Genomic DNA, 23081 nt, shown 5'->3' with positions numbered 1-23081 from the left:
GATACGCCTCCGCGCCCGTTCCGGCGCGGCGGAGAGGCCGCTACGGTGACGAGATCGCCCTCGGCAATCCGCATCGATCCGGCCCCTGCTTGTCAGCTACAGACCCGCCTCCCCAGAAGCCGCGCAGCCTCATCGACGGCTCGACGCTCTTCGTCCTGGCTCTGGTGATCGCGGGCGCGGTGATCGTCTTCCGTCGCGAGGGTGTCGCCGGCCTCACCCATATCCTCACCGAGGATTCCATCCTCTTCCTCGACATCCTGCCGAAGGTGCTGGCCGGTTGCCTCATCGGCGCCTTCGTCGCCGCCGTCCTGCCGCGCGAATTCGTCTCGCGCTGGATCGGCGCGGATTCCGGGGTCACGGGCCTCGTCATCGCCACCGCGGTTGGCGCCATCATGCCGGGTGGGCCCTTCACCATCTATCCGCTGGCCGGAGCGCTGCTGGCCATCGGCGCGGGCGTCGGGCCGGCCGTCGCCTTCGTCACCAGCTGGACGCTGATCGGGCTCAACCGCGCGATCATCTGGGAAGCGCCGTTCCTTGGCGTCGATTTCGTCACGACGCGGATGATCGTGTCGCTGCCGCTGCCGATCCTCGCCGGGCTCGGCGCCCACTGGCTCGCCCGCATCGTGCCGGGAGGGCCGCGATGAGCGCCACCCTCGCCGTCACGCTGTCGCTGTGGGTGATCGCGGCGGTGCTGGCGCTGTTCGCCTGGCGCAAGGGGCCGGAGGTGCTCTCAGGGGCGGCGCGCCATGGCGTGCTCGATTTCCTCTACCTGATCCCGCGGCTCGCCATCGGCGTGATCGGCTCGGGCTTCCTGGCCGCGCTGCTGCCGCAGGACGTGGTGCGGTCCTGGCTCGGCCCAGATTCCGGCGTGACGGGGTTGCTGCTCGCGACGCTGGCCGGGGCGCTCACGCCGGGCGGGCCGGTGATCGGCTTCGCCATCGGCGCGACGGCGCTGAAGAGCGGCGCGGGTTATCTCGCCGTGATGACCTATGTGACGGCCTGGGCGCTCTTCGCCTTCCAGCGGCTCATCGTCTGGGAGCTGCCGGTGATGCCGACACGGGTCGTGTGGCTCCGCGTCGCCGCCTCCCTGCCGCTGCCGATCCTCACCGCCTGGGGCGTGATGCTGCTGACCGGGCGGGGCTAGCGGTTCTCCCGGCCCAAAGTCGTGGATGCCCGGCACAAGGCCGGGCATGACGGACGGAGCTTCCCGAGCCTGCGAGGCCACGGTCTGCCACTGACCTCTTCGCGTCATGCCCGGCCTTGTGCCGGGCATCCACGAATTGCCTTTGCCATTGGGCCAGTCCACACGCCGCGCATCCAGAGCCGCTTAGCTATTCCGCCGCTCCAGGAACCCCTTCATCCGGTCGAGCGCCTTGAGGATGTTCTCAGCGGAATTGGCATAGGATAGGCGGATATAGCCCTCGCCATGGACGCCGAAATCCGGCCCGCCGATGGTGGCGACGCCCGCATCCTCAAGCAGCGCCGAGGCCAGCGGCTTCGCCTTCCAGCCGGTCTCCTTGATGTTGGGGAAGGCGTAGAAGGCGCCCTTCGGCACGATGCAGGAGACGCCGGGCAGCTTGTTCAGGCCCTCGACCACCAGCTTCCGGCGGGCGTCGAACTCGGCGACCATTCTCGCCACCGCGTCCTGCGGGCCGGTGAGGGCCTCGAGTGCCGCGTATTGCGAGGGCGCGTTCACGCAGGAGAAGGAGTTCACGGCGAGCTTGCGGGCATATTCGTAGAGCTTGCCCGGCCAGACCGAGTAGCCGAGGCGCCAGCCGGTCATGGCATAGGTCTTGGACCAGCCGTTGAGCAGGATCGTGCGGTCGCGGATCGAGGGGTAGGAGAGGAGGCAGACATGCTCCTCGCCGTCATAGACCATCTGGTCATAGATCTCGTCCGACATGATGGCGACGTCGGGAAAGCGCTCCATCCCCTTCACCAGCTTGTCGATCTCGGCCTTCGGGGTGACGCCGCCGGTGGGGTTCGCCGGCGAGTTGACGATGACGAGGCGGGTCTTCGGCGTGATCAGCGACAGGAGCTCGTCGGCGGAGAAGGCGAAGCCGTTCTCCTCGCGGATCGGCACCGGGATCGGCGTCGCACCCGTGTACTCGATCATCGAGCGATAGATGGGGAAGCCCGGATCCGGATAGAGGATCTCCGCGCCCGGCTCCCCGAACATCAGGATCGCCATGAACATCGTGACCTTGCCGCCGGGGACGATCATCACCTCTTCCGGCGAAACGCTGACCTTGAACCGCCTGTCGAGATCGGCGGCCACCGCCTCGCGCAGGGGCAGGATGCCGTTGGCCGGCGTGTAGCCGTGATGGCCGTCGCGGATCGCCTTGATGGCGGCCTCGGTGATGTTCTCAGGGGTGGCGAAATCCGGCTGGCCGATGCCGAGATTGATGACGTCCTTGCCGGCCCGCATCAGCGCGGTGGCGCGGGCGAGGACGGCGAAGGCGTTCTCCTCGCCGATGCGGTCGAAATTGGCGACGGTCTGCAAGGTCATGGTGCGTTTCCGGCTGGCGTCACGGCCGCGCTAGAGGGCAGCCTTCACATCCGTATGCCGGAAGTCGTCGCCCTTGAACAGAAGTGGGCAATCGAGATGTTTGGCCGTCGCATAGCTGATGCAATCGCCGAAATTGAGGGCGGCTGGATGGCCGGTACCACGGCCATAGCGGGCGAAGGCGTCGGCCGCGATGCGGGCGATGGGTTCGTCGAGCGGGATGAAGGCGATGGTCGAGGCGGCGATGATGGCGTCCAACTCCTCGCGTCCAAGTTTGAGGCCATAGGCGACCATGGCGGCTTCCAGATAGACCGAAGCAGGCATGGCGATTGGCCTTGCCTCTGCGATCGCACGCCGGAACGCGAGGGACTCAGGCTCGACCTTCAGGATCGCGATGAGGGCCGACGTGTCGCAGACGATCATTTTGGCAGGCCGAACTCGTCATACATGTCGTCCTCGATGGACTTCATTGTCGCGCGATCCGCATCGGTGATCTTCGCACGAATGCGCTGCGTGATCTCATCGAGAGCCTTCATCCGCTGCTCGACCTCTTCGGGCGGTAGCGGCGCCACTGGCGTGTTGTCAGCGGTTTCGACCGCCCAGGTGATCACGGCGGTCGGCCCGATGCCCCGCTGGCGGCCGATCCGCTTGATCCGCTCTTCCAAGGCCTTGTTCCGAACCGTGATGGCCATGGCCTAATCCTCCGGAAGCATATGCTGCCGCAGCATATCACAAGTTCCGCGCGCCCGCATGTCGCCTCCCTCTCTTTTGCCGTTGCAATCGGCGGAGACGCGCGCTCAAATCGCGGAAACGACGACGCGGCAAGCACTTCAATCGATTGAACGCTTCGCAGCGCAACATGGGAGGAAGGGCATGGCCCGCCGCAAGATGAAGCCCCAGAACCTGCGTTCGCGGCAGTGGTTCGACAATCCGGAAAACCCGGGAATGACCGCGATCTATCTGGAGCGGACGGTCAACTGGGGCCTGACCGTCGAGGAGCTGCGCTCCGGCCGGCCGATCATCGGCATCGCCCAGACGGGCTCCGACATCTCGCCCTGCAACCGCCACCACATCGAGCTCGCCCAGCGCGTGAAGGACGGCATCCGCGATGCCGGCGGCATTCCGCTGGAATTCCCGGTCCACCAGATCCAGGAGACGCTGAAGCGCCCGACCGCGGCGCTGGACCGGAACCTGCAGTACCTGTCGCTGGTCGAGATCCTCTACGGCTATCCGATGGATGGCGTCGTGCTGATGTCCGGCTGCGACAAGACCATGCCGGCCCTCGTCATGGGGGCCGCCACGGTCAACATCCCCGCCATCGTCCTGTCGGGCGGCCCGATGCTGAACGGCTGGTGGAACGGCAAGCGCGCCGGGTCCGGCACCGTCGTCTGGGAGGCCCGCAAGCTCCAGGCCGACGGCACCATCACCTATGACGAGTTCATCGACGTCGTCACCAAGTCGGCGCCCTCCATCGGCCATTGCAACACGATGGGCACGGCCTCGACCATGAACGCGCTGGCCGAGGCGCTCGGCATGTCGCTGCCCTCCTGCGCCGCCATCCCGGCGCCCTATCGCGAGCGCGGCCAGATCGCTTTCGCCACGGGCAAGCGCATCGTCGACATGGTCTGGGAGGACCTGAAGCCCTCCGACATCCTCACCCGCAAGGCCTTCGAGAACTGCATCGTGGCGAATTCCGCCATCGGCGGCTCGACCAATGCGCCGATCCACATCAACGCCATCGCCAAGCATATCGGCGTGAAGCTGGACATCCAGGATTGGGAGACGGTCGGCCACGAGGTGCCGCTCATGGTCAACATGCAGCCGGCCGGCGCCTATCTCGGCGAGGAATATTACCGTGCGGGCGGCCTGCCGGCGGTGATGAACGAGCTGTTGAAGGCCGGCAAGATCCATGGCGATGCGATCACCGCCAACGGCAAGACCATGGGCGAGAACGTCAAGGACGCGGTCATCACCGATCCCGACGTGATCCGCCCCTATGCCAAGCCGCTGGTGAAGGATGCCGGCTTCATCGTGCTGAAGGGCAACCTCTTCGACAGCGCCATCATGAAGACGAGCGTCATCTCCGCCGACTTCCGCAAGCGCTACCTGTCGAACCCCAAGGACCCCGACGCCTTCGAGGGGCGTGCCATCGTCTTCGAGGGGCCTGAGGACTATCACCACCGGATCGACGATCCCGCGCTGAAGATCGACCAGACCTGCATCCTCTTCGTGCGCGGCGTCGGCCCGCTCGGCTATCCCGGCTCGGCGGAGGTGGTGAACATGCAGCCGCCAGCCGCGCTGCTGAAGAAGGGCATCCGCGACCTGCCCTGCATCGGCGATGGCCGCCAGTCCGGCACGTCCGGCTCGCCCTCCATCCTCAATGCCTCGCCCGAGGCCGGCGCCAACGGCGGGCTTGCCGTGCTGAAGACCGGCGACCGGGTGCGCATCGACCTGAAGAAGCGCTCGGCCAATATCCTCATCTCCGAGGAGGAGTTCACCGCGCGCATGGCCGAGCTCAAGGCCAATGGCGGCTTCAAGGTGCCGAAGAGCCAGACGCCCTGGCAGGAGATCCAGCGCTCGATGGTGAGCCAGCTCTCCGACGGCATGGTGCTGAAGCCGGCGGTCAAATACCAGAAGATCGCCCAGAAGCGTGGCATCCCCCGCGACAATCACTGACGGGCCATCGCCTCCGGCGATCCCCGCCATCACCAAAAGGCATTTGTCGCGCGGCCTTCGCCGCGCGACGTTTTTCGGCGGTACCTTGTTCGCATCCCGGAGCCGCTCCTTGACCGCCCCGACCTTCGGCTTTCCCGTCGACACCCATCCGGCTCCGCGCCCGACCCACGTCACGCTCAAGGGCCGATACTGCGCCCTGAGGCCGCTCCATCCCGCCCGCGACACGGACGGGCTCTACGCGCTGTCGCACGGGCCCGAGGCGGCCTGGCAATGGGCCTATCTCTTCTCGGGCCCCTATGCGCAGAAGGCCGATTTCGACGCCCATGTGCGGACCATCGCCGCCGGCACCAATGATCCCGTCTACTGGGCGATCACCGACCTCAACGATCGCGCCATCGGCTGGCTTTCGCTGATGCGCATCGACACGACACACCGGGTCATCGAGGTCGGCTCGATCCTCTACACGCCTGCCCTGCAGCGCACCCCGGCCGCGACCGAGGCGCAGTTCCTGCTGATGACCTATGTCTTCGAGACGCTGGGCTATCGCCGCTACGAGTGGAAGTGCAACGACCTCAACGAGCCCTCCAAGAAGGCGGCCCTGCGCTTCGGCTTCTCCTTCGAGGGCCTGTTCCGCCAGCACATGATCGCCAAGGGCGCCAACCGCGACACCGCCTGGTTCTCCATGCTGGATTGCGAATGGCCGCAGCGGCGGCTCGCCTTCACCCGCTGGCTCGCGCCGGAGAATTTCGACGCGGCTGGCCAGCAGAAGGTGAGCCTCGCGGTGATGAACCAGCTGACCGCCGAGGAGGGCGGCCTGACGCTTCGCCGCGCCACCTTGCGCGACGTACCGGCCATCACCGCGCTGAAGGAGGCAGCCTACCTGCCGAACGAGACGCTGACCGGCGCCGTCTCATTCCCGCGCATGGTGGACTATGCCGAGGCGATGGCGACGCAGGAGATCTGGGTGGCGGAGGAGGACGGGGACATCGCCGCCTGCGCCGTCATCGAGATGGGGGAGGAGCCGGTGATCGTCTCGCTGGCGGTGCATCCGCGCCATCACGGCAAGCGCTATGGCGATGCCATCCTGCGCTTTTCCGAGCGGCGGCTGCGCGACCTCGGGGCGCCCTTCGTGACGCTCTACACGAACTTCAAGCTGGTGCAGCGCATCGACTGGTATGCGCGGCGCGGCTTCGTGCGCACCACCGTGAAGGAGATGGAGGACCGCAAGGTCCAATACATGCGCAAGGATTACGCCTGAGGTCCCGCGGGCCTCAGCGGAAGGGCTCGGCGCGATAGGCCGACCGCAGGAAGGCGATGGTGGCGAGAATGCCGAGTCCGACCCCGACCACCGTCGAGACGAGGACGGCCTGGTCGCCGAGCTTCATCAGGCTGGCGACGGCCCAGCCGGTGGCGCCGCCGGCGCCCACCGCCTCCGAGCCGACGATGATCGTCGCGCCGAGCACGTTGACGACATTGGTCCAGTTGGTCGAGCCGGCAGAGGCCATGGGTGGTTCCCGTCTGCGCTGAAGTGCCGCGTCTTGTCGCCTGAAATGGCGACAGGATCAAGCCGCGGCAAGGGGGTGATGGGGAAAGCTGCGCCGGCAGCCGTCAGGCGAGCGCCCCCATCACATGATCGAAGAAGGTGTTGAACTTCGTCTGGTCCGCCCAGCGGCCGACCACGACGAGGTCGTTCTCCGGCTCGACCCAGATGATGTTGGACCCGGCGCCGAGCGCGAAGACGCTGCGCTCGGTGGCGGCGGGATAGCGCGCCTTGCCGCGGTTCAGCCACCACAGGAAGCCGTAGTCGGGATTGGTGGCGGAAGGCGCCAGCATCTCGGCGATATAGGCCTTGGACAGGAGCTGGCGGCCGCCCCATTCGCCCTGCCGGCCGATCAGGAGGCCGAGGCGGGCATGGTCGAGGGCGGAGATGAAGATGCCGCCGCCCCAATGGGCGCCGCCGGGCACGGACTGGGCCTTGCGGCCGTTGCCGAGGTCGACCCACGAGTTCTCATAGCCGTGCCAGCGCCAGGTGTCGGAGGCGCCGATCGGATCCATGATCCGCTCCTTCAGCACCTCGGGAAGCGCCCGGTCGAAACGGCGCAGCAGGGCGTAGGAGAGCACGTTCACGCGGACATCGTTGTATTCGTAGAAGGTCCCCGGCTCTCGCAGTTCCCGCTTCTCGCCCTTGCGGCTGTTGTCGGCGCCGGCGCCGATCTGGCGATTATGGTCGACCTGGTCGGACTTCTCGAAGATCACGCCCTCCCACTCGCTCGCCTGGGTGAGGAGGTGGCGCCAGGTGATCTTGGCGTTGTGGGCCGAGGCGAAGTGCGGGCCGTCGACGGTTTTCGCCACCGGGTCGTCGAGGCGGATCAGGCCGTCATCGACGGCAAGACCTGCGAGCACCGCGAGATAGCTCTTGGCGATGGAGAAGGTCATGTCGACGCGGGAGACATCCCCCCAGGAGGCGGCGATGCGGCCGCCCTTGACGATGACGCCTGCGGGCTTCCCGCGCGGGATGACGGGCCCGACGATGGCGCTCCAGGGGCCGGTCTCGTTCCACTCGACGATGCCGACATAGCGCCCGTCGGGATAGTAGAGGCTCATCGGCCAGGGGCTCTCGGCCCCTTCGGCGAAGGCGGTCGCGGCGGCGAGCTTCGCGGGGTTGAAGCCGGCCTCGGCGGGAGCGACGGTCTCCCAGCCAGCGGCCACGGGCGAGGGGGTGAAGGGCGAGGTCATGGCAGGGTCCGTCCGAGACGCGGGGAGTTTGTCTCTGCCATGAAACAGGGGGGCGGGATAGGCGGCCGATGGGGCGGGGCCCTGCAGCGGGAGCGGGGACGACAGGGCTGCAGGGATGAAGTGCGTCCTTCGAGGCTCGCTGTCGCTCGCACCTCAGGATGAGGGAGGGTGATGAACGGCAGACGGATTTAAAGGCCTCGCGCAGTGCGCAAGACTGCGCGTGCGACCCTCATGCAGCGCTCCACCGTCCTCATCCTGAGGTGCGAGCGACAGCGAGCCTCGAAGGACGCACTTCCGTTATGCAGGTCGCCCAGCCGGGCCCACCTTTTACTCCGCCGCGAGCTTGACCTCGGGCGTCGGACCGGAGCGGAACTCGGCCAGCAGGGCGGCCTCTTCCTTCTTCGCCACCTCGAGATGGCGCGCCTTCACGTGGCCGAAGCCGCGGATCTTCTCCGGGATCGAGGCGAGGCCGACCGCGAGCGCGTGGTTGTCGGGCGTCAGCTTCGCGACGATCTCGGCGACCAGCGCCTCGTAGTCGCGGATGAGCTGGCGCTCGGTCTTGCGCTCCTCGGTGTAGCCGAAGATGTCGAAGGCGGTGCCGCGCAGGCCCTTCAGCGCCGCGAGAACCCGGAACGCCTTCATCATCCACGGCCCGAAGCTCATCTTGCGGGGACGGCCGCCGTCATCGGGGCGGGCGAGGAGCGGCGGGGCGAGGTGGAACTCGAAGCGCAGGTCCTTGCCGTCGAAGGTCTTGGCCACCTGCTTGAGGAAATTGCCGTCGGTGTAGAGCCGGGCGACCTCGTACTCGTCCTTGTAGGCCATGAGCTTGTAGAGGAAGCGGGCGACCGCCTCCGTGAGGCCCTGCTTGCCCGGCGCCTTCTCGGCCTCCGCCTTGCGGACCGTCTCGACAAGGCCCGCATAGCGCGCGGCGTAAGCCGCGTTCTGGTAGCGGGTGAGCTGGTCGATGCGGCGGGCGATGACCTCGTCCAGCGTCTGCGACAGGGTCTCGATGCCGGTCGGCTTCGTCACCGGCGCGACGAGGGCCTCCACCGCCGCCCGGTCATGGGCGCAGAGGCGGCCCCAGCGGAAGGCGGTGATGTTCATTTTCACCGCCTCGCCGTTGAGCTCGATGGCCCGCTCGATGGCGGCGGCGGTGAGCGGCAGGCCACCGATCTGGTAGGCGTAGCCTACGAGGAAGAGGTTGGTAGCGATGGAATTGCCCATCAGCGCCGTGGCGAGGCGCTGGGCGTCCACCAGATGCGTCGTCTCGCGGCTGGCATGGCCGATGATCGCCCGTTTCAGCCGCTCCGAGGGGAGCGAGAAATTGGCGTCGCGGGTGAACTGGCCGGGCAGGGTCTCGACTGTGTTCACCACCACCTTGGTGGTCGGCTTCATGGCGGCGAGGGACTTCTTGCCGCCGGCGACGACGATGTCGCCGGAGAGGACGAGGTCGGCCGAGCCGGCATGGACGCGGATGGAGTGGATGTCCTCGGGCAGGCGGGCAATGCGCATGTGCGAGAAGACCTCGCCGCCCTTCTGGGCGAGGCCCGCCATGTCGATGAGGCCGACACCCTTCTTCTCGAGATGGCAGGCCATGCCGAGGATGGCGCCGACCGTGACGATGCCCGTGCCGCCGACGCCCTCGATGAGGACGTTGTAGGTGTGCTCGATGGTCGGGATGACCGGGTCGGGCAGGGCGGAAATGTCCGCCTGCACGGCCATGGCCTGGCCCTTCTTGGGCTCGGCGCCATGCACCGTGACGAAGCTCGGGCAGAAGCCCTTCACGCAGGAGAAGTCCTTGTTGCAGGACGACTGGTCGATGGTGCGCTTGCGGCCGAACTCGGTGTCGAGCGGCTGCACCGAGACGCAGTTGGAGGCCACGCCGCAATCGCCGCAGCCCTCGCAGACCGCCTCGTTGATGATGACGCGCTTCACTGGATCGGGGAACGTGCCGCGCTTGCGGCGGCGGCGCTTCTCGGCGGCGCAGGTCTGGTCGTAGATCAGCACGGAGACCCCGCCGACTTCAGCCAGCTCCTTCTGCACCCGGTCGAGATCGTCGCGGTGGTCGATGGTCGTGCCGGTCGGGAAAGCGATGCCGTGCCCGGCATATTTGTCCGGCTCGTCGGTGACGACGGCGATGCGCTCGACGCCCTCAGCGCGCATCTGCGCGGCGATCATCGGCATGGTCAGGCCGCCCTCGTGGCGCTGGCCGCCGGTCATGGCCACGGCGTCGTTGAAGAGGATCTTGTAGGTGATGTTCACCTTCGAGGCGACGGCGAAGCGCACCGCCAGCGAGCCCGAATGGTTGTAGGTGCCGTCGCCGATGTTCTGGAAGACATGGCCGCGCTTCGAGAACGGTGCCTCGCCGACCCAGTTGGCGCCCTCGCCGCCCATCTGGGTGAAGCCCTCGGTGTTCCGGTCCATCCACAGCGCCATGTAATGGCAGCCGATGCCGGCATAGGCGCGCATGCCTTCCGGCACGACGGTCGAGGTGTTATGCGGGCAGCCCGAGCAGAAATAGGGGATGCGGGTGGCGATGACCGGCGTGGTCTTCAGGACATCCTGCGCGCCCTTCAGGCGTGCGACATTGGCGGCGATCTGGTCGTTGTGGCCGACATGCTTGAGGATCCGCTCGCCGATGCAGATGGCGACGTCGTTGGGGTCGAGGGCGCCATGGACGGGGAAGAGCCATTCGCCCCTCTCGTCCTTCTTGCCGATGACGATGGGCTGGTGGGAGTGGCCGTAGAGCTCCTCGCGGACCTGCACCTCGAGCAGCGAACGCTTCTCCTCCACCACGACGACGAGGTCGAGGCCGGCGACGAAGGCGCGCAGCTCCGCCGGGTCGAGCGGCCAGGGACAGGCGATCTTGAACAGGCGCAGGCCGAGATCGTTGGCCTTCACCTCGTCGATGCCGAGCTCGTCGAGCGCCTGGCGGACATCGAGATAGCTCTTGCCGGTGGTGATGATGCCGATCTTCGGCTGGCGGCCGCCTGAGGTGATGATGCGGTTGAGCTTGTTGGCCTTGATGAAGGCGAGGGCCGCGGCGCGCTTGTACATGTGCAGCCGCATTTCCTGCTCGTGCCGGTCGTCGTTCGGCCGGATGGAGATGCCGCCGGGCGGCATGACGAACTCGTCGTCGCCGGGCAGGACGATCTTCACGCGGTCGACGGAGCCGTCGACGACGCCGGTGGATTCCACCGTGTCCTTCATGCATTTGAGCGCCGTCCAGGTGCCGGAGAAGCGCGACATGGCCCAGCCGTAGAGGCCGTAGTCGAGGATCTCCTGCGCCCCGGCCGGGTTCAGGATCGGCATCATCACGTCGACGAAGTGGAATTCCGACTGGTGCGCGACCGTGGAGGATTCCGCTGTGTGGTCGTCGCCCATGAGGGCGAGGACGCCGCCATTCGGCGAGGTGCCGGCGAGGTTCGCATGGCGGAAGACGTCTCCCGAACGGTCGACGCCCGGGCCCTTGCCGTACCAGACGCCGAAGACGCCATCGAACTTGCCCTCGCCGCGCATCTCGGCCTGCTGGGTGCCCCAGACGGCGGTGGCGGCGAGATCCTCGTTGAGGCCGGGGGTGAAGATCACGTCGCTGGCGAGGAGATTGCGCTGGGCCTTGAAGAAGGCCTGGTCGAGGCCGCCGAGCGGCGAGCCGCGATAGCCGGAGACGAAGCCGGCGGTGTTGAGCCCGGCGCGGCGGTCGCGCTCCTTCTGCATCAGCGTGAGGCGCACCAGCGCCTGCACGCCGGTCAGGAAGACTCGCTCTTTCGTCAGGTCATATTTGTCGTCGAGCGAGACGTCGTCGAAGCGCAAGCTGTTGGCGAGATCGGCCGAAGCTGGGGGTGCCTTCGCCATCGCGGTCTCCTCATGACCTTCTGGGCCCGGTAGGCCCGGAATCGTCGCGGCTGTTCATCGCCGCTTAGGTCAAGAACGCTGTCACATTGGAATCGTTCTGTCGATTTCGTTCTCGGCAGGGCGGGCGCAACGCTATTGCGTAACGGCTTGAGGCGGCAGGCAAAATTGCTGCGCTGCACAATCGCTGTTCGCGCCCGCGGATGAGGCAGGTCAGCCGAGCGTGACGCCGAGCGTCTTCGTCCAGCCGAGGCCCGCATCGGTATCGCCGCGCGGGCGATATTCGGCGCCGACCCAGCCGTCATAGCCCTGGGCGTCGAGCGCTTGGAAGATGGCGCGGAAATCGATCTCGCCCTCATCGGGTTCGGCCCGGCTCGGCACGGCGGCGATCTGGACATGGCCGATATGGGGCCACCACGCCTTCAGGTTCGTCAGCACGTCGCCCTCGGCGCAGCCGACATGGAAGACGTCGAACATGATTTTCACGTTCGGCTTGCCGACGCGGGCGATGATCTCGCCGGCGCCGCGCAGCGTGGAATAGAAATAGCCGGGGGCGGCGCGGGGGCTCAGCGGTTCCAGCAGCAGGGTGATGCCGTGGGCGGCGGCCTTGTCGGCGGCGATCGACAGGTTCTCGACCCAGACCGCGGTGGCGGCCGGCTTGTCCGCCGGGCGGACGATGCCGGCCATGGCGTGGATCGCCTTGCCGCCGGCCTCGACCTGCCAGGCAATGGCCTGGTCGATGGCGGCCTGGAACTCCGCCTCGCGGCCGGGCAGGGCGCCGAGGCCGTTCTCGCCCTTCGCCACGTCGCCCTTCACCGTGTTGACGCCGAGCATGGCGAGGCCGAGCCGCTCGCAGGCGGCGCGCACCGCCTTCGGATCGGTGTCGTAGGGCCAGTGCATCTCGACGGCGCGGAAGCCGGCGCGGGCGGCGGCCTCGATCTGGTCGAGGAGCGGCATGCCCTGCCAGAGGAAGCCGAGATTGGCAGAAAAGCGCGGCATGGGCGTCCTATCCCCTGAGTTTGAACGTCGCCTCGAGGTCGGCGATCTCTTGTGTGGCGAGGTGGCGCACGGCCATGCCGCGGGTGAGGAGGACGAGCCGGGCCGTCTCCTCCAGTTCCTCCATGGCGAAGACGGCGCTCTCCAGGCTCGCGCCAGCGACGACCGGGCCGTGGTTGCCGAGGAGGATCGCCGGATGGTCCGGCGCCTTGGCGCGGATCAGCGGGGCGACATCCGCCGAGCCCGGGCGGGTATAGGGCACGACGGGCACCTTGCCGACGCGCATGACCACATAGGGGGTGATCGGCGGGATGGCGTCGTCGGGATCCGTGTCGGCGAGGCAGGAGAGGGCGGTCGCGTGGGTCGAATGCAGATGCACCACCGCGCGGGCGGACGGGCGCGATTCATAGAAGGCGAAGTGCAGCGGCAATTCCTTGGTCGGCGGATCGCCGCCGACATGCTGGCCCGCCGCGTCGAGCTTCGACAGCCGGTCCGCATCGAGGAAGCCGAGGCAGGAATTGGTGGGCGTGAAGAGATAGCCGTCGGCCAGCCGGACGCTGAGATTGCCGGAGGAGCCCGGCGTCAGGCCGCGGTCGAACAGCGACTTCCCCCAGCGGACGAGGCCTTCGCGGGCGCGCCTTTCCTCATCGTTCATGCATCACCCAGCGCGGCCAGCGCCTTGTCGTAGAAATCGATGGCGCCGAAGTTGCCACTCTTCAGCGCGAGGCGGATGGGGCGCGGACCCTCGGCGGCGAGCGCCGGCACGCCCGGATCGATCTCCGGGCCGATATGGAAGCACTCGACCTCAAGGGCGGTGACAACGGCGCCGGAGGTTTCGCCGCCGCCGACCACGAGGCGGGCGATGCCGGCATCGGCGAGGCGCACGGCGAGCTCGCCGAAGAAGCCCTCGATGGCCTCCGCCACCCTGTCCTTGCCATGGCGCTCCTGCGCGGCCTTCACCTCTGCCGGATCGGCGGAGGAATAGACCATGGGGGCGTGGCCGATGCGGCTCATGACATGGTCGAAGGCCTGGTCGACGGTCATGGCACCGCTCATGACGTCGTCGGGCATGACGGCGAGGCCTGGATGCTTGGCCGTATAGGCCTTCACCTGCGCGCGCGACTGGTTGGAGCAGGAGCCGGACAGCACCGCGGCGGGGCCGTGGCCGGGCGTGAAGCTGGTGCCGTTCCCTGAGAGCAGGCCACGGCGGCGGAAATTGGCGGGCAGGCCAAGGGCGATGCCGGAGCCGCCGGTGACGAGCTTCGCGCCGTCGATGGCCGCGCCGATGGCGACGAGATCGTCGTCGCCGACGGCATCCACCACGGCGAGGCGGCGTCCTGCGGCGGCCTCGGCGCCAAGTGCCGCGCGGATCGCCTCGGCGCCCTGCCGGACAGTCGAGAAGGGCACGAGCCCAACCTCGCCCCTGGTCTGGTGGCGCAGCCAGCGGCGGATATCCGGATCGGTCATCGGGGTGAGCGGATGGTTCTGCATCCCGCTCTCGTTCAGCAGCACGCCGTTGACGAAGAGATGGCCGTTGAAGAGCGTGCGGCCGGTCGCGGGAAAGACCGGGCAGACCACCGCGACATCGGCGCCGAGCCGGGCGATCAGCGCCTCGGCGACGGGGCCGATATTGCCCTCCTTCGTGGAATCGAAGGTCGAGCAATATTTGAAGAGGATCTGCGTCGCGCCCTGCGACAGCAGCCACTCGCAGGCGGCGAGCGACTGGCGGACGGCCTCGGCGACGGGGATGGTCCGGCTCTTAAGCGCGACGACGCCGGCCTCGCAGCTCGCGGGGGCCGCGCCATCCGGCACACCGACGAACTGCATGGTGGCCATGCCGCCCTTCGCCAGGGTGTTGGCGAGGTCGCTCGCGCCGGTGAAATCGTCCGCGATGCAGCCGAGGAGCATGGATCCGCCCTGATGTGCTTGTCGTTGCGACAAGCTCTAGCCCGTCGCGCGGTGCCCGGCAATTCTTGCCGCGCAGGGCAGGCTTTTCCACCCGATGGCATCGCTGCGCGCTTGGGCTCCCCTTGAAAAGACACGGCTTTTGGTCGCGGTGGCCTTGGCCCGCGCCTTGCTGAACCCGTGGCAGGTCATTTTGCGTCCGCAGGGGCAGTCCGTGGCAGCGTCGTCGGCACAAGCTCTCTCTTCCTCCCAGTCCACCCCGGCCCGCAGCCGGTCTTCCTCCGCCATGCCGCGGAGCGAGGACGGCCGTTCGGCCTTCGCCGAGGCGCTGGACGCCATGGAGCGTCAGTTCGGTGAGCCGGAGCGCGACAGCCGCGTGACCCGTGCGCGCCAGACCCGGCCGACCACCCCGTCCGGCACGGCGGTCGAAGCGAGCAATCCGCAGACCGTCACCGGCCAGCCGGTGCAGGAGCCGGCCAGCGCAATACAGGCGGTGAAGACCGGCGCCGAGGGCACCGAGGCTCCGGCCAAGACCGCGGCGGGCGACGAAGCCGCCGCCACCGACAAGACCGAGCCGGTCGTGGCGACTGACGCCAAGCCGGCCGATGCGCCGCAGGCTCCGGTCGCGGTGGTGCCGACGCCCACGCCGGCGCCGATGGCCCAGCAGCCCGCGACGGGCAAGGCGGAAGGCGAGGCTGTCGTCGAGGCCTCCGCCACGACCGCCGCCGCGCCTGCCGCCCAGGCTGCGGCGACGCCCGCGCCGACCGATCCGGCGGCTGCCCAGGCTGCCGCAGCCCAAGCCGCTGCCGACGGCAGTGCGGAGGCACAGGCCGCCGCCCAGGCGGCGGCGACCACGCCGGCCGAGACGACCCCCACGGACGCCCAGGCCAAGACCGCCGAGGCCGCGCCGAAGACAGCGGATGCGGCGCAGCAGCGCCCGACGGAACAGGTGCAGCCCGTCGCCGAGGCCAGGCCGCGCACCGAGGGCTCCGAGAAGGCATCCAAGGCCGAGCAGCCCACCACCCATCGCAGCGAGGCCGCCGCGAGCGCGTCGACGGCCGAGCGCAAGGAGCCTCAGGTCCAGGCGGATGCGACGCCGCACGCCACCCCCGACACGCCCGCCCAGACCCAGGCGACACCCGCACCGGCGGGACCGTCCTCCTTCGGCATGGAGGTGGCGCAGAAGGTCGCCGCCCAGACCGCGAGCGCCGGCTCGCCCGTGCCGGTCCATGCCCTCGCGGTGACCATTGCGGCGCGTGCCTCGCAAGGGGCGACGCGCTTCGACATTCGCCTCGACCCGGCCGAGCTCGGCCGCATCGACGTGCAGCTGACCGTCGATCGCGACGGCCATGTGAAGTCCAAGCTGGTCGTCGAGAAGCAGGAGACCCTCGACCTCCTGCAGCGCGACCAGCGCAACCTCGAGCGGGTGCTCACCCAGGCCGGTGTGCAGACGAGCGAGGGCAGCCTCGAATTCTCCTTGAAGGACCAGGGCGGCCAGAGCACCCGGGACCAGCAGCAGGAGCCGCGATCCACCCGCCAGCAGGTGGTGATCGAGGATCCCGAGACCATCGCCGCGCTGCAGGCCAGCGCCTCCACCTATGCCCGCGCGGCCGCCCTCAGGGGCGGCGTCGACATCCGTATCTGAAAGGACGCCGCGCCATGACCACCACCTCCTCGGTCGGCTCGTCTTCGACCACCACCAGCACCGCCACCGCCCAGGCCCGGCTGTCGAACAATTTCGACACGTTCCTGCAGCTGCTCACCACGCAGTTGAAGAACCAGGACCCGACCCAGCCGATGGACGCCAACCAGTTCACCCAGCAGCTCGTGCAATATTCCCAGGTCGAGCAGCAGCTGGCGACCAACTCCAAGCTGGACAACTTGCTGGCCGCCTTCACCGGCAACCAGACGACGACCTCGCTCGGCTATCTCGGCAAGACCGTCACCTACGATTCCAGCACGGTGTCGCCGACCTCGTCGGGCGCCACCTGGAACTTCACCCCGACCCAGAGCGGCGACTACACGCTGCGCATCCGCGATTCCAACGGCGTCGTGGTGCAGGAGAAGAAGGTGTCGCTCACCGCCAACCAGTCGAGCGAATATTCCTGGGACGGCAAGCGCTCCGACGGCCTGAGCATGGGCACCCAGCCCTACACCATGGAGCTCTATCGCGGCACCGGCACGGCGACGACGCAGGTCCAGGTCACCCACAAGGGCCAGGTGACGGCCGTCGACATGACGAGCGGCACGCCGCGGCTTACCGTGGGGACCAGCAATATCCCGCTCGCGCGCGTGCTCGGCATCGCGATGTGATCGACGGCGGGCGGCGGTGATGGCCGTTCAATCCGACCCTCGGGGCCGCTCACGGGCGGCCCTTGCCGTTCGGCCGATGGGTGATTCGGATTGCACTTTCGCATTTAGGCCAAATTTAACGTCCTGCCGGTACTTTCTCCCCATGACGTGGTCAGTCGCGTGCGTTGTGTGAGAGTGAGTATGACCGAGCCCATGCGCCCCCGGGTGAAATATGTGATCGGACCGGACGGCAGTCCGTTGACGATCGCCGATCTTCCCCCGCCCGACACTCACCGCTGGGTCATCCGGCGCAAGGCCGAGGTGGTGGCCGCCGTGCGTGGCGGTCTTCTCAGCCTCGAAGAGGCCTGCAAGCGGTACACCCTGACCGTCGAGGAATTCCTCAACTGGCAGGCCTCGATCGACCGCCATGGTCTGGCCGGCCTGCGCACCACGCGCATCCAGCAGTATCGCCAGTAAGCGATCGCCTTGATTTCAAACGCAAAGAGCCGGCACCCCGTGGTGCCGGCTCTTTCGTCATTCCCGTGAGCTGATCTGGTCAGCGACGGCGCATCTCGGCGCGCTGGAGCGTCAGGTTGCCGACACCGAGCGCGAGGTTCGCACCCGTCTGCGCCTGCACGGAGAGCGGCTGCAGGGCGACCGTGTCGCGGGAGCCGCCGACCAGGACATTGGCTCCGAGCCCGACGGCCACCGTCGCCTGGGCGCTGGCGCCCGTATAGCTGCCCGCGAGCTGGTAGGGCGACAGGCGGCGGGTCGGGGCAAAGACCGTCCAGGCGAGGACGCCGCGGCCGGTGATGCCGACATCGAGGCCGACGCGGGTGAAGGCCCCGGCATAGGCCTCGCGGCGGCCGCGATCCGGGCGGAAGAGGCAGGTCATCTCGCGGCGCGAGCCGAGGACGAGGCCGACGGCGGGCGCAACCTCGCACTGGAGGACGCCGACCCGGGTGGTGCGCTGCTGCGCTTCAGCGGGGGCTGCCAGCATGGCGGTGGCCGCCAGGGCGGCAGCGCCGGCAAGGGCGAGAGTGCGGGTCATGATCGTCTCCGGTGCGTGGATGGGGTTCCCGATCAATGCGCCAGAGCCGAAAAGGTTGCGGTGCCTGCCCGCCCGCGGCCCGGGTTGGACCGTCCGCTTCCGATACTATATAACGTTGAGCTCACGATACGCGGGACCGCCCGACTTGGCCGCAGCATCTCACCTTCCCACGGCACCGGATCAGGACGCGGCCACGGCCAGCGCGCCGGGGCACGGCCATGCGCATGATCACGGCCATCATGACCACGGCCATCACGATCACGCGCATCACCACCACTCGCACGACCACGGTCATCATGGTCATTTCCATGGCGCGACGGCTGCGCCTGCGCGGATCGTCCGGCCTGCCGTCGAAGCAAGGCCGGTGATCTCGGCCCTGACCTTCTCGGTCGGCGGACGCCTCGCCGTCGCGGTGGGGCTGTCCGCCGGGCTCTGGGCGCTCGTCGCCTGGGCGATGGCGTGAGGTCGACGATGTCCGCCATCCAGATCCGCAACCTCACCCTCGGCTATGACCGCCACCCGGCGGTCCACCACCTCGACGGCACGATCGAGCAGGGCGACATGCTCGCCGTGGTCGGGCCGAACGGCGCCGGCAAGTCGACGCTGTTGAAGGGTCTCGCCGGGGCCATCGCGCCGCTCGGCGGCACGGTGGAACTGCCGCGCCTCGGCCGCCACGACATCGCCTACCTGCCGCAGGCGGCAGAACTCGACCGCAGCTTTCCCATCACCGTGTTCGAACTGGTCGCCATGGGCCTGTGGCGCCGCACCGGCTTGTTCGGCGGCCTGTCGCGGGCGGACCGGCAGGCCGTCGGCGACGCGCTTGCGGCGGTCGGCCTCACCGGTTTCGAGCGGCGCGCCATCGGCACGCTGTCGGGCGGCCAGATGCAGCGCATGCTCTTCGCCCGCCTGCTGGTGCAGGATGCCCGCGTCATCCTGCTCGACGAGCCCTTCACCGCCATCGATGCGCGGACCTGCGCCGACCTGCTCGACCTCGTCCGTCGTTGGAACGCCGAGCAGCGCACCGTCGTCGCCGTGCTCCATGACATGGAGACGGTGCGGCAGGCCTTCCCGCGCTCGCTTCTCCTGGCACGGCGCGCCATCGCCTGGGGCCACACCGCCGATGTGCTGACGCCCGAGAACATGCTGGCGGCGCGGCGGATGACGGAAGCCTTCGACGACCACGCCGACATCTGCACCGAAGCGGCCTGACGGGTCCCATGTACGACCTCCTGATCGGCCCCTTCGTCGAATTCGAGTTCATGCGCCGTGCGCTGGTCGGCGCCGTGGCCCTGTCACTCGGCGGCGCCCCGGTCGGCGTGTTCCTCATGCTGCGACGCATGTCGCTGATGGGCGACGCCATGGCCCATGCGATCCTGCCGGGCGCTGCAGCCGGCTATCTCCTCTTCGGCCTCGCCCTGGTGCCGATGACGCTCGGGGGCATCGCCGCGGGCTTTGCCGTGGCGCTCACCGCCGGCCTCGTCGCCCGCTTCACGGCGCTGAAGGAGGATGCCTCGCTCGCCGCCTTCTACCTGATGTCGCTCGCCCTCGGCGTCACCATCGTCTCGCTGCGCGGCTCCAACGTGGATCTCTTCCGCGTGCTCTTCGGCTCCGTGCTGGCGCTCGACGACCCAACGCTCATCCTCGTCGCCCTCATCACCACGGTGACGCTGTTCGCCCTGGCCCTGCTCTGGCGGCCCCTCGTCCTCGACTGCGTCGATCCCGGCTTCCTCCGGTCGGTGTCGCGATCGGGCGCGCCGGCCCATCTCGTGTTCCTGGCGCTGGTGGTCCTCAATCTCGTCGCGGGGTTCCACGCCCTTGGAACGCTGCTGGCCGTGGGCCTGATGATGCTGCCGGCGATTGCCGCCCGGTTCTGGGCGCGCGACGTGACCAGCCTCGTCGCCATGGCGGTCGGGTTCGGCATCGTTGCGGGCTATGCAGGGCTAACGTTATCTTATAACATGTCTCTGCCGTCGGGCCCGTCGATCGTCCTCATGGCGGGGGTGATCTACCTGGTGTCGCTGGTCTTCGGCCCGCGGGGCGGCCTCGTGCCGACCTACTGGCCGGCCCGGCACCGCGCGGCCTGACCTCATCGGGGATCCCACCGCATGATCACGCGCCGCAGCGCCGTTTCGGCCCTTCTCGCCACTCCTGTCCTTGTCAGCCGTGTCTCCGCGCAGGCAGCCGCCCTGCCAGTGGTCGCGACCTTCTCGATCCTCGGCGATCTCGTCCGCCAGGTCGGCGGCGACCGTGTCGCGGTCACCAGCCTGGTCGGCCCCGACGGCGACGCCCATTCCTATTCGCCGACGCCGGCCGATGCCCGCGCCCTTGCCGCAGCGCGGGTGATCTTCGCCAACGGGCTCGGCTTCGAGGGCTGGATGACCCGCCTCGTCCGCTCCTCCGGCAGCCGGGCGCAGCAGGTCACCGTGAGTTCCGGCGTGACCCCGCTCAAGGCCGAGGGTGGGCACAGCCATGGTCACGGCCATGGCCATTCGCATGGCGCGAACGACCCCCACGCCTGGCAGGACGTCGCCAATGCGAAGCTCTACGTGAAGGCGATTGCCGACGGCCTCGCGGCGGCCGACGCCGCCAATGCCGGTGCCTATGCGGCACGGGCCCAGGCCTACACCGCCGAACTGGATGTGCTGGACAAGGAGATCCGCGCCCGCATCGGCGCCGTGCCGCGCGACCAGCGCCGCATCCTCACCACCCATGACGCCTTCGCCTATTTCGCCCGGGCCTATGAGGTCGACTTCCTCGCCCTGCGCGGCGTCTCGTCGGAGGCAGAGCCCTCGCCGCGCGAGATCGGCGCGGTGATCCGCCAGATCCGCGACCGCAAGGTGCGGGCGCTGTTCATGGAGAACATCTCCGATCCCCGCGCCATCCAGCGCATTGCCGCGGAAACCGGCGCCCGGATCGGCGGCAAGCTCTATTCCGACGCCCTGTCCCCGGCCGATGGTCCCGCCGCCACCTATGCCGCGATGATGCGGCACAATGCCGGCCAGATCGCCGGTGCCCTGGTGCAGGGCTGAGAGCCCATTCCGCGCAGGCCAACCCTCGCCTATATGATGGCCAGCCCCTTTCGGCCGATGGAACGATCATGACCGACGCCTCGCTCACGACCAGCCAGCTGCAGAAGATCCCGGTCACCGTGCTGACCGGCTATCTCGGCGCCGGCAAGACGACGCTGCTCAACCGCATCCTCAGCGAGAACCACGGCAAGCGCTTCGCCGTCATCGTCAACGAGTTCGGCGAGATCGGCATCGACAATGACCTCGTTGTCGGCGCCGACGAGGAAGTCTTCGAGATGAACAACGGCTGCATCTGCTGCACCGTGCGCGGCGACCTGATCCGCATCATCGAGGGCCTGATGCGGCGCAAGGGCAAGTTCGACGCGATCATCGTCGAGACGACCGGCCTCGCCGATCCGGCGCCGGTGGCGCAGACCTTTTTCGTCGACGAGGAGGTCGGCGCCAAGTCGTTCCTCGACGCGGTGGTGACGGTGGCCGATTCCAAGTGGCTGCTCGACCGCCTGAAGGATGCGCCGGAGGCGAAGAACCAGATCGCCTTCGCCGACGTCATCCTGCTCAACAAGACCGACCTCGTGACCCCTGCGCAGCTGCGCGAGGTGGAGGCCCGCATCCGCGCCATCAACCCCTATGCGGTGCTGCACCGGACGCAGAAATGCGCCGTGCCGCTCGATGCGGTGCTGGCCCGCGGCGCCTTCGATCTCGAGCGCATCCTCGAGATCGAGCCGGCCTTCCTCGACCGCGGCGATGGTCATCATCACCACGACCATGATCACCACCATGACCGCCACCACGGGCATGATCATCATCATGACCACGGGCACGATCATGGCCATGATCATGGGCACGACCATCACCACCACGATCACGACCATGCCTGCGGGCCGGATTGCGACCATCCGAGCCATGGCGGCCTGAAGCACTATCACGACGAGCACATGCAGTCGGTGTCGCTGCGCACCGACACGCCGCTCGACCCCGACAAGTTCTTCCCGTGGATCCAGGACCTGACCCAGGTCGAGGGGCCGAAGATCCTGCGCTGCAAGGGCATCGTCGCCTTCAAGGACGACCCCGAACGCTTCGTCTTCCAGGGCGTCCACATGATCCTCGACGGCGACCACCAGCGCGCTTGGAAGGAGGACGAGAAGCGGGAGAGCCGCCTCGTCTTCATCGGCCGCGACCTGCCGATCGACAAGATCCGCAAGGGCTTCGAGGGCGTGACGGCGTGAGCGACGGGGCGATCAGGCGCCTGAGACTCGGCTCCGGGCTCGTCCTCTTCGCCTATATCCTCAGCCACCTCATCAACCACAGCCTCGGCATCATCTCGCTCGATCATGCCGAGGCGGGTCTGCGCCTCGCCATGAAGGTGTGGCACAGCCTGCCGGGCACCGTGGTGCTTTACGGCGCCGCGGCGGTTCACTTCCTGCTGGCGCTGCGCACGCTCGCCCTTCGCCGCCACTGGCGGCTGCCGCTGATCGAGGTGGTCCGCCTCGCCTCGGGCCTGACGCTGCCGCTGCTGCTCATCGGCCATGTCATGGCGACGCGCATGACACAGGTCCTCTTCGACATCCCGCAATCCTATGGCCGCACCGTCGCCAATCTCGCGGTGTCGGGCGCGGAGGGCTGGCAGCTCGCGCTGCTCGCGCCGGGCTGGCTGCATGGGTGCCTCGGCTTGTGGATCACGCTGCGGCGGCAGGACTGGGCGCGTCGCGCCCGCCATGCCCTCGCCGCCGTTGTCGCCGCCCTGCCGGCGCTGGCGGGCTACGGGTTCCATCGCATGGTCGCCGAGGCAACCGCGTTGATGCCGGCGGGACTGCCGCCCGCCGCCGACCAGAGGGTCCTGCTGGCCGCCTGGCACAGCAACCTCGTGCGCGGCTACATTGCCCTGATCCTCGTCGCCATCATCGGCGGGCAGATCTACCAGCGGCTGGTCGCCCGGACCGCTGCCACGGAATGATCACAGTCCACGGCGGAACGCGATCAGGTTCCTGACGTTGTTGCAGCGAGGCCCCACCCGGCGGCCATCCCACTGCGACAATTC

General features: G+C 68.3%; 23 protein-coding genes. 13 read left to right on the top strand and 10 right to left on the bottom strand.

All coding sequences use genetic code 11. The features are described 5' to 3' along the window. Nucleotides 1–89: 89 nt before the first annotated feature. Both C8P69_RS14195 and C8P69_RS14190 read left to right on the top strand, forming a co-directional pair. Nucleotides 90–644 (top strand): permease, encoded by a 555-nt coding sequence (locus tag C8P69_RS14195; RefSeq protein ID WP_245902040.1) that lies wholly within the window; start codon nucleotides 90–92, stop codon nucleotides 642–644. Then, on the top strand, nucleotides 641–1144 hold the full coding sequence (locus C8P69_RS14190) for a hypothetical protein (RefSeq protein WP_108178066.1): 504 nt from the start codon (nucleotides 641–643) through the stop codon (nucleotides 1142–1144). The genes C8P69_RS14195 and C8P69_RS14190 overlap by 4 nt, the downstream gene beginning before the upstream one ends. Before the next feature lie 183 nt (nucleotides 1145–1327). On the opposite strand, the gene C8P69_RS14185 is transcribed toward C8P69_RS14190, so the two are convergent. The 3 genes from C8P69_RS14185 to C8P69_RS14175 are packed head-to-tail and all read right to left on the bottom strand — an operon-like array spanning nucleotide 1328 to nucleotide 3198. Beyond that, a complete protein-coding gene (locus C8P69_RS14185) occupies nucleotides 1328–2509 on the bottom strand; it encodes a pyridoxal phosphate-dependent aminotransferase (protein WP_108178065.1) in 1182 nt (393 codons plus the stop codon). A gap of 30 nt (nucleotides 2510–2539) precedes the next feature. After that, nucleotides 2540–2929, bottom strand: a complete 390-nt coding sequence (locus C8P69_RS14180; RefSeq protein WP_245902039.1) for a type II toxin-antitoxin system VapC family toxin — start codon at nucleotides 2927–2929, stop codon at nucleotides 2540–2542. Then, nucleotides 2926–3198, bottom strand: a complete 273-nt coding sequence (locus tag C8P69_RS14175; protein WP_108178064.1) for a type II toxin-antitoxin system VapB family antitoxin — start codon at nucleotides 3196–3198, stop codon at nucleotides 2926–2928. Before C8P69_RS14175 ends, C8P69_RS14180 begins: the two co-directional genes overlap by 4 nt. Nucleotides 3199–3379: 181 nt before the next feature. Between C8P69_RS14175 and C8P69_RS14170 the strand changes: the two genes are divergently transcribed. Both C8P69_RS14170 and C8P69_RS14165 read left to right on the top strand, forming a co-directional pair. Next, a complete protein-coding gene (locus C8P69_RS14170) occupies nucleotides 3380–5182 on the top strand; it encodes an IlvD/Edd family dehydratase (protein WP_245902038.1) in 1803 nt (600 codons plus the stop codon). Nucleotides 5183–5291: 109 nt separating this feature from the next. Further along, complete coding sequence (locus C8P69_RS14165; protein ID WP_170118245.1) at nucleotides 5292–6440, top strand: GNAT family N-acetyltransferase; 1149 nt, start codon at nucleotides 5292–5294, stop codon at nucleotides 6438–6440. Nucleotides 6441–6453: 13 nt separating this feature from the next. Here the strand turns inward: C8P69_RS14165 and C8P69_RS14160 are convergent, their stop codons facing one another. From C8P69_RS14160 to otnK, 6 genes are all read right to left on the bottom strand, one after another. Then, a complete protein-coding gene (locus tag C8P69_RS14160) occupies nucleotides 6454–6687 on the bottom strand; it encodes a hypothetical protein (RefSeq protein WP_108178061.1) in 234 nt (77 codons plus the stop codon). A gap of 103 nt (nucleotides 6688–6790) precedes the next feature. Beyond that, nucleotides 6791–7918, bottom strand: coding sequence for a serine hydrolase domain-containing protein (locus C8P69_RS14155; RefSeq protein WP_108178060.1), 1128 nt, complete (start codon nucleotides 7916–7918; stop codon nucleotides 6791–6793). A 327-nt stretch (nucleotides 7919–8245) separates the two neighbouring features. Then, nucleotides 8246–11773 carry an indolepyruvate ferredoxin oxidoreductase family protein gene (locus tag C8P69_RS14150; RefSeq protein ID WP_108178059.1) on the bottom strand — a complete coding sequence of 1176 codons (3528 nt, stop codon included), beginning with the start codon at nucleotides 11771–11773 and terminating at the stop codon, nucleotides 8246–8248. Between the two features lie 210 nt (nucleotides 11774–11983). Next, nucleotides 11984–12769 (bottom strand): hydroxypyruvate isomerase family protein, encoded by a 786-nt coding sequence (locus C8P69_RS14145; protein WP_108178058.1) that lies wholly within the window; start codon nucleotides 12767–12769, stop codon nucleotides 11984–11986. Between the two features lie 7 nt (nucleotides 12770–12776). Continuing rightward, the gene (gene otnC / locus C8P69_RS14140; protein WP_108178057.1) at nucleotides 12777–13421 is read right to left on the bottom strand and encodes a 3-oxo-tetronate 4-phosphate decarboxylase; all 645 of its coding nucleotides are present in this window, start codon (nucleotides 13419–13421) and stop codon (nucleotides 12777–12779) included. Beyond that, complete coding sequence (gene otnK, locus C8P69_RS14135) at nucleotides 13418–14674, bottom strand: 3-oxo-tetronate kinase (RefSeq protein WP_108178056.1); 1257 nt, start codon at nucleotides 14672–14674, stop codon at nucleotides 13418–13420. Before otnK ends, otnC begins: the two co-directional genes overlap by 4 nt. A 283-nt stretch (nucleotides 14675–14957) precedes the next feature. Here otnK and C8P69_RS14130 point away from each other — a divergent pair, with 283 nt between their 5' ends. The 3 genes from C8P69_RS14130 (at nucleotide 14958) to sciP (ending at nucleotide 17440) form a co-directional block, all read left to right on the top strand. After that, nucleotides 14958–16316: a flagellar hook-length control protein FliK gene (locus C8P69_RS14130; protein ID WP_108178055.1), complete on the top strand. Its 1359-nt coding sequence runs from the start codon at nucleotides 14958–14960 to the stop codon at nucleotides 16314–16316. Between the two features lie 14 nt (nucleotides 16317–16330). Next, complete coding sequence (locus C8P69_RS14125) at nucleotides 16331–16984, top strand: flagellar hook assembly protein FlgD (protein WP_108178054.1); 654 nt, start codon at nucleotides 16331–16333, stop codon at nucleotides 16982–16984. A gap of 180 nt (nucleotides 16985–17164) precedes the next feature. Beyond that, entirely contained in the window at nucleotides 17165–17440 is a 276-nt protein-coding gene (gene sciP, locus C8P69_RS14120) for a CtrA inhibitor SciP (RefSeq protein ID WP_106749419.1), read from the top strand. A gap of 79 nt (nucleotides 17441–17519) precedes the next feature. Here the strand turns inward: sciP and C8P69_RS14115 are convergent, their stop codons facing one another. Beyond that, nucleotides 17520–18014, bottom strand: a complete 495-nt coding sequence (locus tag C8P69_RS14115; protein ID WP_108178053.1) for a DUF992 domain-containing protein — start codon at nucleotides 18012–18014, stop codon at nucleotides 17520–17522. A gap of 218 nt (nucleotides 18015–18232) precedes the next feature. Here C8P69_RS14115 and C8P69_RS23905 point away from each other — a divergent pair, with 218 nt between their 5' ends. The 6 genes from C8P69_RS23905 (at nucleotide 18233) to C8P69_RS14085 (ending at nucleotide 22997) form a co-directional block, all read left to right on the top strand. After that, a complete protein-coding gene (locus C8P69_RS23905) occupies nucleotides 18233–18382 on the top strand; it encodes a hypothetical protein (RefSeq protein WP_170118225.1) in 150 nt (49 codons plus the stop codon). A 103-nt stretch (nucleotides 18383–18485) separates the two neighbouring features. Then, nucleotides 18486–19223, top strand: a complete 738-nt coding sequence (gene aztA, locus C8P69_RS14105; protein ID WP_108178052.1) for a zinc ABC transporter ATP-binding protein AztA — start codon at nucleotides 18486–18488, stop codon at nucleotides 19221–19223. Nucleotides 19224–19231: 8 nt separating this feature from the next. Continuing rightward, the gene (locus C8P69_RS14100; protein ID WP_108178051.1) at nucleotides 19232–20098 is read left to right on the top strand and encodes a metal ABC transporter permease; all 867 of its coding nucleotides are present in this window, start codon (nucleotides 19232–19234) and stop codon (nucleotides 20096–20098) included. Nucleotides 20099–20119: 21 nt separating this feature from the next. After that, nucleotides 20120–21043 carry a metal ABC transporter solute-binding protein, Zn/Mn family gene (locus C8P69_RS14095; protein ID WP_108178050.1) on the top strand — a complete coding sequence of 308 codons (924 nt, stop codon included), beginning with the start codon at nucleotides 20120–20122 and terminating at the stop codon, nucleotides 21041–21043. A gap of 68 nt (nucleotides 21044–21111) precedes the next feature. Beyond that, the gene (locus C8P69_RS14090; protein WP_108178049.1) at nucleotides 21112–22269 is read left to right on the top strand and encodes a CobW family GTP-binding protein; all 1158 of its coding nucleotides are present in this window, start codon (nucleotides 21112–21114) and stop codon (nucleotides 22267–22269) included. After that, complete coding sequence (locus C8P69_RS14085) at nucleotides 22266–22997, top strand: hypothetical protein (protein WP_108178048.1); 732 nt, start codon at nucleotides 22266–22268, stop codon at nucleotides 22995–22997. Before C8P69_RS14090 ends, C8P69_RS14085 begins: the two co-directional genes overlap by 4 nt. The last annotated feature ends 84 nt before the right edge of the window (nucleotides 22998–23081 follow it).

The organism is Phreatobacter oligotrophus (assembly GCF_003046185.1).
GTDB classification, from domain to species: Bacteria; Pseudomonadota; Alphaproteobacteria; order Rhizobiales; family Phreatobacteraceae; genus Phreatobacter; species Phreatobacter oligotrophus.
Note: the sequence above shows the minus strand (reverse complement) of the source record. Positions and strands in the feature narration are given on the sequence as shown.

Bases quoted from the DNA above. Each gene is read 5' to 3' on its own strand.
- C8P69_RS14155 (WP_108178060.1), bottom strand. From the start codon at position 7,918: ATGACCTCGCCCTTCACCCCCTCGCCCGTGGCCGCTGGCTGGGAGACC.
- C8P69_RS14125 (WP_108178054.1), top strand. From the start codon at position 16,331: ATGACCACCACCTCCTCGGTCGGCTCGTCTTCGACCACCACCAGCACC.
- C8P69_RS14145 (WP_108178058.1), bottom strand. From the start codon at position 12,769: ATGCCGCGCTTTTCTGCCAATCTCGGCTTCCTCTGGCAGGGCATGCCG.
- C8P69_RS14130 (WP_108178055.1), top strand. From the start codon at position 14,958: ATGCCGCGGAGCGAGGACGGCCGTTCGGCCTTCGCCGAGGCGCTGGAC.
- C8P69_RS14150 (WP_108178059.1), bottom strand. From the start codon at position 11,773: ATGGCGAAGGCACCCCCAGCTTCGGCCGATCTCGCCAACAGCTTGCGC.
- otnK (WP_108178056.1), bottom strand. From the start codon at position 14,674: ATGCTCCTCGGCTGCATCGCGGACGATTTCACCGGCGCGAGCGACCTC.
- otnC (WP_108178057.1), bottom strand. From the start codon at position 13,421: ATGAACGATGAGGAAAGGCGCGCCCGCGAAGGCCTCGTCCGCTGGGGG.
- C8P69_RS14160 (WP_108178061.1), bottom strand. From the start codon at position 6,687: ATGGCCTCTGCCGGCTCGACCAACTGGACCAATGTCGTCAACGTGCTC.
- C8P69_RS14190 (WP_108178066.1), top strand. From the start codon at position 641: ATGAGCGCCACCCTCGCCGTCACGCTGTCGCTGTGGGTGATCGCGGCG.
- C8P69_RS14100 (WP_108178051.1), top strand. From the start codon at position 19,232: ATGTACGACCTCCTGATCGGCCCCTTCGTCGAATTCGAGTTCATGCGC.
- C8P69_RS14175 (WP_108178064.1), bottom strand. From the start codon at position 3,198: ATGGCCATCACGGTTCGGAACAAGGCCTTGGAAGAGCGGATCAAGCGG.
- C8P69_RS14090 (WP_108178049.1), top strand. From the start codon at position 21,112: ATGACCGACGCCTCGCTCACGACCAGCCAGCTGCAGAAGATCCCGGTC.
- C8P69_RS23905 (WP_170118225.1), top strand. From the start codon at position 18,233: ATGCGCATGATCACGGCCATCATGACCACGGCCATCACGATCACGCGC.
- C8P69_RS14185 (WP_108178065.1), bottom strand. From the start codon at position 2,509: ATGACCTTGCAGACCGTCGCCAATTTCGACCGCATCGGCGAGGAGAAC.
- C8P69_RS14170 (WP_245902038.1), top strand. From the start codon at position 3,380: ATGGCCCGCCGCAAGATGAAGCCCCAGAACCTGCGTTCGCGGCAGTGG.
- C8P69_RS14095 (WP_108178050.1), top strand. From the start codon at position 20,120: ATGATCACGCGCCGCAGCGCCGTTTCGGCCCTTCTCGCCACTCCTGTC.
- sciP (WP_106749419.1), top strand. From the start codon at position 17,165: ATGACCGAGCCCATGCGCCCCCGGGTGAAATATGTGATCGGACCGGAC.
- aztA (WP_108178052.1), top strand. From the start codon at position 18,486: ATGTCCGCCATCCAGATCCGCAACCTCACCCTCGGCTATGACCGCCAC.
- C8P69_RS14115 (WP_108178053.1), bottom strand. From the start codon at position 18,014: ATGACCCGCACTCTCGCCCTTGCCGGCGCTGCCGCCCTGGCGGCCACC.
- C8P69_RS14180 (WP_245902039.1), bottom strand. From the start codon at position 2,929: ATGATCGTCTGCGACACGTCGGCCCTCATCGCGATCCTGAAGGTCGAG.